The 8,554-nt window shown below is 39.9% G+C and carries 7 protein-coding genes; 2 read left to right on the top strand and 5 right to left on the bottom strand.

The window, feature by feature from the left end; translation table 11 throughout:
* A partial coding sequence (locus tag H6H03_RS38420) for a helix-turn-helix domain-containing protein (RefSeq protein WP_190960230.1) occupies positions 1-257 on the top strand: 257 nt, incomplete at its 5' end.
* A 463-nt stretch (positions 258-720) separates the two neighbouring features.
* On the opposite strand, the gene H6H03_RS38415 is transcribed toward H6H03_RS38420, so the two are convergent.
* The 5 genes from H6H03_RS38415 to H6H03_RS38395 form a co-directional block, all read right to left on the bottom strand.
* Entirely contained in the window at positions 721-2,358 is a 1,638-nt protein-coding gene (locus tag H6H03_RS38415; RefSeq protein WP_190960229.1) for an IS1634 family transposase, read from the bottom strand.
* A gap of 395 nt (positions 2,359-2,753) precedes the next feature.
* Entirely contained in the window at positions 2,754-3,785 is a 1,032-nt protein-coding gene (locus H6H03_RS38410) for a dihydroorotate dehydrogenase-like protein (RefSeq protein ID WP_190960228.1), read from the bottom strand.
* A gap of 47 nt (positions 3,786-3,832) precedes the next feature.
* Positions 3,833-7,441: a pyruvate:ferredoxin (flavodoxin) oxidoreductase gene (gene nifJ / locus H6H03_RS38405; RefSeq protein ID WP_190960227.1), complete on the bottom strand. Its 3,609-nt coding sequence runs from the start codon at positions 7,439-7,441 to the stop codon at positions 3,833-3,835.
* A 216-nt stretch (positions 7,442-7,657) separates the two neighbouring features.
* Positions 7,658-7,831 (bottom strand): HypC/HybG/HupF family hydrogenase formation chaperone, encoded by a 174-nt coding sequence (locus tag H6H03_RS42190; RefSeq protein ID WP_190960226.1) that lies wholly within the window; start codon positions 7,829-7,831, stop codon positions 7,658-7,660.
* Entirely contained in the window at positions 7,798-8,130 is a 333-nt protein-coding gene (locus tag H6H03_RS38395; protein ID WP_199339236.1) for a transposase, read from the bottom strand. The genes H6H03_RS42190 and H6H03_RS38395 overlap by 34 nt, the downstream gene beginning before the upstream one ends.
* Positions 8,131-8,304: 174 nt before the next feature.
* Here H6H03_RS38395 and H6H03_RS38390 point away from each other — a divergent pair, with 174 nt between their 5' ends.
* Positions 8,305-8,466: a hypothetical protein gene (locus H6H03_RS38390; RefSeq protein WP_190960225.1), complete on the top strand. Its 162-nt coding sequence runs from the start codon at positions 8,305-8,307 to the stop codon at positions 8,464-8,466.
* The last annotated feature ends 88 nt before the right edge of the window (positions 8,467-8,554 follow it).

Here is an 8,554-nt window from a genome sequence, read left to right as displayed (position 1 = left end):
CAATACAAGGATACACGCCCGACATATCGGTACGCTCTTTACAGTACCGCTTCTTGCGGGCAACCGGATTAACCCAAAAGACAATTCAGCAGATCGAACGCGCCCACCGTGCTGTCTGGTTGCTTGAGCAAGGTGCATCCATTTTAGATACTTCCTTTAAGCTAGGCTATTTCGATCAGGCACATCTGACTAATTCGCTCAAGCACTTTATTGGCAAAACTCCCGCGCAAATCATTCCCACAAGCACGGTTCCATAGTTTGCGTTTTTTTCCAAGACTGCGTTCTCTTGCTTGCACCATAATTACGGTAGACAGCTAATGGCAAAAGGAAAAAACCATGCGAAAAGTAGTCGTCACTGAATTTATGTCACTCGATGGCGTTATAGAACCCACATTCCGCACCCCTAACTATCACAGTGTGAAATTACGGAGAAGAAACATCAAAGTGAGAATAAAAACAGACATATTGATTGGAAAAAGACATTTGAGTAACAGTAAATCAGCAAAAATGGCATCAAAACCTATTCTCAATAAGTACCAATAAGAACTAATGGAACAGGAAGGAGTGAGAGATAAACACAAAAAGAAGTTGAAAAAGAAAATGATAAATTAAACTCATAAATCCCGCGAAAAACCTAAATTATTGGTAGAAGAAAAAAGAGCTATAAATCAAAGAGATTAGCTCATGATATTGTAGAAATAAAATTAATAGAGAGAAGAATTACGTGGCTAATTGATAGTAAATCAAACAATCATCCGGTAAAAGATTTAAGATAAAATCTCTTTCTGGATTCCAATTAGAGATGTGTTTTTCATTGTTAAATTTAACTAAATGAATAGACTCAAAGCATTGAAAAATCCAGCGTAAGGTGGGGCGGTCAGTCGGTTTACCCAATTGATTTTTAATTGTTGATTTAGACTCTTGAAGGGCAGCTCTTATTTGCCTTTGAGCCAATGTATAAACCAGCAGACATAAACCCATAATCATTCCTAAAGACTCAATTCTTTCTGGACTTTTAAGGAAAATACTGTCGGCGAAAAATAATGGGTCTTTGAGAAAAGCAAACCCTCGTTCACATGAGTGTTGAGCTTTGTATTCACTCAGCATTGAGTCGTCACTCAGTTCACTTATTTTTAAAACATTAGTGGCAATGATAAAACGTCCTGCACTCAGAATTTCTGTGTTGATTTTACTTTCATTTTTGGAGACTGTAGCTGATATTTGGTAAGATGTTCTCGTTGGATTATCTTTTCTATTAGATGTGATTTCAGTAACTTTACTCTCTTGAATTTGGTGATATTTAAATTGTTTTGATAGTTTTGATAATGCTTGAACAGCATCAGCCTCACAAGCAAATTTATCCTGTGATAATTTTTTCAATTCAAGAACCGCTTTTGATTCTGCCTTGATAATTCTCTGTGAAAGCTTACGCAGGTCTGATTCTCTTCTCTCTTGGCTTTGTACTACTAACCATCTTTGTTCTATTCCTGCATAATTTCCTGTCTTTGAAGCAAATTTATATCCTTGTATTTGACTATCAATAAATTCTGATTCTGGTAATGTTGATATTAATGATTGTGCTGATTTTATACTTAATGGTACTCGACATAACCAGCGTAAATCCAACATTAATTTCAGATTTGATTCTGTGTATAAAGCCGAGTCTGCAACTATGAGACTGTTAACTTCTAATTGTTTTTGATACTCTACTGCTATTTGACCAAAGCATGATGAGTCAGCTTGATTCCCGGATGCTAATTTTAAAAATATTGGTATATCCCCATCTCCCGAACATATTAGTTCTATGATAAATTGTTTTAAGTCTGGTCTATGGTCACGAGAATAGCCATAAGTGATGCTGATCTCTTTTGGTGATTTTACTACTAATTCTTCTGATTCTTGGGTATTTCCTACTTGTTTATTCTCAAATATTACTTCTGGTAATCTGGTGTTGTACTGTCCATGTACGTGCATTGATGACGAATCTAGATGTGATGATGACAGAGATACACCAAATTTTTTAGCAGCTTTTAATGCAATAATTAAAAATATTGTATTTAGCCCTTTTATAAATAGTTTATCCATGACTCTCCCCAGTTTATCGTCGTTAAGATATTCTGGTTTTACTCTGGCTCCTATTAAATGCTCACAGGCTATTGTTTCAAAATATTTGGGAAACATATATAAAGGTTTGGATACAAATCCTAACCCGTTCAATATCATTGCTTTAACAACATGACCAGGACTGACTTTTTCTCCTTTTTCCTGACCGATTAATTCATTGATTATTTCTACTATTCCTATTGCGTCTATTATCCCTGCTACTATCCCTAAATGATCTATGTTTTGAATTTCCATTTCTTGAGTTAAATTACAACAGATTTCTCTACTACTTCTGTTGTGATTCTCTCATTTCCTTTTCGGTTATCAATTAATTTTTACTGGGCAAAGTTTTTCTTTCTTTTATCTTTGTTACATAACTTTTATTTCTGATACCATACCCAGTTTAATGCTATATCTTCTCATTAAGCCTCTTAACTCTTGAATTAGCTTTAGTTATTTTGTACTACTTTGGCGGCTTTTTTTTGATGTGTGACAGTTAGGGTGCGGAACAGGGGATCACAGGCTACTATTTTCTAGCGATCGCAAAAGTTTTCGGTCTACTGAATTTGAGCGATCGCTTGTGCATAATGTTGAGCGATCGTGGCATCACGATATTCATCAACGAATTTCATAGTAGTAAATTAAAACTTTTAACCAAAGTAATACGATGTGTCATGATCGGCTTTCCATTCAGGTTTATAGGTGCTAAGAGAGCGCATATACTGGGCACGTTCAAAGGCGCTAGGATTCGGGCAATGTTTTTGACTCATACTTCCTTGCATTTGTTGTACTGATTCGTATTCGTGTTTTTGCATCCATTCGCGCATTTCCTGCTCGATAACTCGAATCTGGTTGATCCCATGTCGTAGCAGTACCGAGCAAAGCATCGCAATCTTGGCACCAGCCATGAGCATTTTTAAAGCATCATCGCCCCGATGAATACCGCTAGTTGCAGCCAAATCAGCATGAATGCGACCATAGAGAATTGCAATCCATCGCAGAGGTAATCGCATTGATTGCGGTGTACTTAACAGCACATTGGGTTCAACTTCCAGGAGATTGAGGTTAATATCCGGCTGGTAAAAACGGTTAAATAGTACTAAAGCATCAGCACCCGTCTCATCCAAACGTTTTGCCATATTTGCCATATTGGTGAAATATGGGCTGAGTTTGACTGCTACAGGGATACTTACTGCTGCTTTAACTGCACGAAGAATATTAATATATGTCTGTTCAATTTCATTACTTGTTAATTCGATATCGGTAGGAACGTAATAGATATTCAATTCTAGTGCGTCTGCTCCCGCTTGCTGAATTTGTTTGGCATAGTTTGTCCATCCACCAACAGATGAGCCGTTGAGACTGGCAATAATCGGAATGCTCACCTTCTGCTTGGCTTTGTGGATATGTTCTAAATAAGTTTCTGGCCCCACCCGAAAGTTGATTGAATCAGGGAAGTAAGTCAAGGCTTCAGAAAAACTTTCACTACCTTGGGTAAGGTGATGATGGAGTTCATCACGTTCTAGGTGCAACTGTTCTTCAAATAGTGAATGCATCACCACTGCTGCTGCACCTGCGTCTTCCATGCGCTTGATGTTGTCAATATCCTCAGAGAGAGGTGATGCAGAGGGAACAAGAGGCGATCGCAATTTCATCCCCAAATAAGTTGTAGTCAAATCCATAACAACCTCCAAAAAAATTGCTAAGTTCTGAGTACTAAGTAAGCATTCTATAGTTGCCGTGCTGCCAAATATTGATACATTTGCCAACGAGTTTTCACATCTGCTTGAGCTTCTTTAAGTAACTGCTGTGCCGCTTGTTCGTTACTCTTAGTCAACATTTTGAAGCGGTTTTCTAGATACATATATTGCTCTAATGGTAACTTTGGTGTGCGCGAATCCAGTTGTAGTGGGTTTTCTCCTTGCTTAATGCGGTCTGGATTAAACCGATACAGTAACCATTGACCTGAATCGACAGCAGCTTTTTGATTTTGCATTGCTGTACTCATGTTGATACCGTGGGCGATGCAATGGCTGTAGGCAATAATTAACGATGGCCCCTGATAAGCCTCAGCTTCTAGGAAAGCTTTAAGAGTGTGTTCATCTCGTGCGCCCATTGCGACGCTGGCAATATAGACATTGCCATAAGTCATCGCCATTAAACCCAAGTCTTTTTTAGGTGCAACTTTACCTCCAGCCGCAAATTTAGCTACAGCTGCTTTGGGTGTGGCTTTAGACATTTGTCCACCCGTGTTGGAATAAACCTCAGTATCAAGAATGAGAATATTAACGTTGCTTCCACTGACTAAGACGTGATCTAGTCCACCGAATCCAATATCATAACCCCAGCCATCACCACCGATAATCCAGACACTCTTTTTCACTAAGTAATCAGCAATACTCAGGAGTTGCTTGGCTTTGTTTGTCAGTGGTGATTGACTAGTGATAATTGCTTCTAAATGTTGCTTCAGGATAGCAATTCGTTCGCGTTGTTCCCAAATATCAGCCTCGTCTTTTTGTTCGGCATTTAGAATACTATTTGCCAGTTCTTCACCCACATCTGTTGCCCGTTGTTTGAGTAATTCAGAGGCAAATTCTGCTTGTTTATCAATTGAGATACGAAAACCAAGGCCAAATTCAGCGTTATCTTCAAATAACGAATTTGACCAAGCTGGGCCGCGTCCTTCGGTATTGTGCGTCCAAGGTGTGGTGGGCAAATTACCGCCATAGATAGAAGAACAACCAGTAGCGTTGGCCACTATCATGCGATCGCCAAACAGTTGTGTTGCTAACTTAATATAAGGTGTCTCGCCACAACCCGCGCAAGCCCCAGAAAATTCAAATAATGGTTCTTGCATCTGCTGTTGGTTAATATGAGTCAGTTTCAGATGATTTCTATCTGGATTGGGAATATTCAAAAAGAAATCCCAATTTTCCCGTTCTTGTTCGCGTAATGGTAATTGCGGTTCCATGTTAATCGCTTTACGGCGTAGTTCTGATTTATTCTTGGCCGGACAAACATCTACGCAAATACCACAACCAGTACAATCTTCTGCTGCCACTTGGATAGTATATTTCAAACCTTGCCAATCGTGGTCTTTGGCATTGGCACTCTTAAACGTTGATGGTGCGTTTTCTAACTGCTGCGGTTCGTAAACTTTACTGCGGATGACACTGTGAGGACACACCATCACGCACTTACCACATTGAATGCAGACATCTGTATCCCAAACGGGTATTTCTTGGGCAATGTTGCGCTTTTCCCATTTTGCTGTACCTGTGGGATAAGTACCGTCTACGGGTAAAGCACTCACTGGTAGTTCATCTCCTTGACGGGCAATCATTTTACTTAAAACATCACGGACAAAAGCAGGTGCAGCATCAGAAATTGAGGATTGTTTTTCTTTCCCATTTCCTATTCCCAATTCCCTATTCTCTACCTCATACAAATTCTCCAATGTAGTATCCACCGCTTTGATATTCATCTGTACAATTTCGTCACCCTTCTTGCTGTAAGTCTTGCGGATGGAGTTTTTGATGTAGGCGATTGCTTTTTCTCGTGGTAGTACATTCGATAAGACGAAGAAACAAACCTGCATTACCGTGTTGATTCTTCCTACCATGCCTGCTTGACGAGCGACTTTATAAGCATTAATTACATAAAATTTCAGATGCTTTTTAATAATTTGCTCTTGTATTGATGGCGGCAGATGATCCCAAACTTCATCCTTTTCATAACGAGAATTTACCAAAAATGTACCATCTGGTATGATGTCTTCCAATATAGGAAATTTTTCAATAAATTCCCATTGATGACAAGCAACAAAGTTAGCTTTACTGATTAAATAGGTCGAGAGAATCGGTTGTGAACCAAAGCGTAGATGAGAAACTGTGACCGAACCTGATTTCTTGGAATCGTAAACAAAATAGCCTTGAGCGTAATTGTTTGTTTCTTCTCCAATAATTTTGATTGAGTTTTTATTAGCACCGACTGTACCATCAGCACCTAAACCATAAAAAATAGCTCTTATTATATTGTCTGGTTCAATGCTAAAATCGGGGTCATAATTCAAGCTTGTGTGGGTGACATCATCGTTAATACCGATAGTAAAATGATTTTTTGGTTCAGCCATAGCCAGATTATCAAAGATGGCTTTAATCATCGCTGGCGTAAATTCTTTGGAAGATAAACCGTAGCGACCACCAATAATTTTGGGCAGAGGGCAAGGGAAAAGAGCCTCCCCTCTGCTCCCTGCTCGCTTTTCCCTTGCTTCTTTTCCCCATGTTTCATGAATTGCATTTACCACATCTAAATAGAGAGGCTCACCAGATGCGCCTGGTTCTTTGGTGCGGTCTAAAACTGCGATGGTACGGATAGTTTCTGGCAAGGCGGCGACAAATCGCATAGCATCAAATGGACGATATAGTCGTACTTTCAAAACGCCGACTTTCTCACCACGGGCGTTTAGGTAATCTGCTGTTTCATGTACAGCTTCGCAACCGGAACCCATCAGCACAATAACTCGTTCGGCTGCTGGGTCGCCGTGATATTCAAATAGTTGGTACTGTCGTCCAGTCATGGCGGCAAATTCATCCATGACTTTCTGAGTGATGTTTGCACAGGCTAGATAGTAAGGATTGACAGTTTCCCTGGCTTGGAAGTAGACATCAGGGTTTTGTGTTGTACCGCGCAAAACTGGTTTGTCGGGGGTAAGGGCGCGTGAACGATGAGCGAATACTAATTCATCAGGAATAAATTCTCGCAGGTCATCTTCTGTTAAAGTTTCTACTTTGTTAATTTCGTGGGAGGTACGAAAGCCATCAAAAAAATGTAGAAAGGGTATCCGTGATTCTAAGGTTGCTCGTGTTGCTATCAAAGCAAAGTCTTGTGCTTCTTGCACTGATGCAGCACACAACATCGCAAAACCAGTGCCACGCGCTGCCATGACATCGCTGTGGTCGCCGAAAATAGAAAGAGCTTGCGCGGCTAGCGATCGCGCGGCAATATGAAATACTGTAGGTGTTAATTCTCCAGCAATCTTGTACATATTGGGGATCATCAACAATAATCCCTGTGATGCTGTAAATGTGGTTGTCAGTGAACCAGTTTGCAAAGCACCATGTACAGCACCAGCCACACCTGCTTCACTTTGCATCTGTACTACCGAGGGAACAGTACCCCAAATATTACGTTTTTCTTCACTGGCCCAACCATCGGCCCACTCAGCCATTGGTGAAGAAGGAGTAATTGGGTAAATTGCAATGACCTCATTCACTCGATAGACAATTTGAGCAACAGCCTCATTGCCATCTATAGTTGCAAAGCTTCTCTTGTTCATCTTCTTGCACCTGTGAGAGTCTCTGAGCGCTAGTCATAATTCAGCTGAATCTACTTAGACATTAGGACAAGAAGTTGAGAAACTTGTGAAGAAGTAAAAGGGATTAGGAACTGGTTGAGCGCTTTGTTATAAAAATGTTTATTTATACACCGTTGATTTCATGTCCAACCGTACTTTAAAAAATGATACCTTTCAGCAGACCCTTAGAGAATGAGTTCAGGTTGGCATCGGTTGTAAATAATTCAGTGTTTCTTGAGCTTCTTTAGGATCAGCAATACTAAGAGCAAAGCCTATATGTACAATGACATAATCATCAACTTTTACTTCAGGGACGTAAGCAAGACAAACCTCTTTTACTACTCCACCAAAACTAACTTTTCCTGTTCGCATAAGTAAGCATTTGACCGTTCAATTACCCACCGAGTCGCCACTGGAACAAATCCAGTTTTCCCTTGTGCTACTTTTTCGGCAATGGTAGGCTTGGGTGCAAGTTGAAACCGGAGCTTGTTCATGATTTGAGGATAGAGCTTTTGCAGTTCGAGAGCGAGTTTGTCTCGATGATAACCGTGGTCAAGCAGGATAGTAACCTTTGGGATATTCACGAGTTTGGCTCGGAAGTAATCCAGGTTATTGCTCAGTAGTTCAATTAAACCCTGGTCATCGGACAGATTCGCTTTAGTACAGTTCAAGGGGCGACAATTGCCCCTAAAGCAAGCCAGATAAAGGTTTGAGAGGCACAGACCCCTTGAAAAATTTGGGTACTTATTGAGAATGAACTGTACAGTTATTAAGCAGCTACCTGTAGTGTACAGTTTAATGGTAAAAAATAACGGTCTCGTAATTTAACCAAGACCGTCATAATAATGCTGGCATCATTCTACCAAAACTTCTTAGAAAAATACCTGAATAAAGCACAGTTAATTACCCTGAAGATGTTGGTGTGGTTACTACAAACTCAGAAACAAGTGAAGTTAGAAAGATTAGCAGCAACCTTACCTCTACCAATAGACTTATCCTTAATATAAATAGCATGAGATAATAAAAAGCTGGAGTAGAAATTATGTGGAAAGAATATGACAAGTCCTTTGGCAAGAATTGAATCGTATCCTCATG

The organism is Nostoc paludosum FACHB-159, from assembly GCF_014698835.1.
GTDB lineage: Bacteria > Cyanobacteriota > Cyanobacteriia > Cyanobacteriales > Nostocaceae > Nostoc > Nostoc paludosum.
Note: the sequence above shows the minus strand (reverse complement) of the source record. Positions and strands in the feature narration are given on the sequence as shown.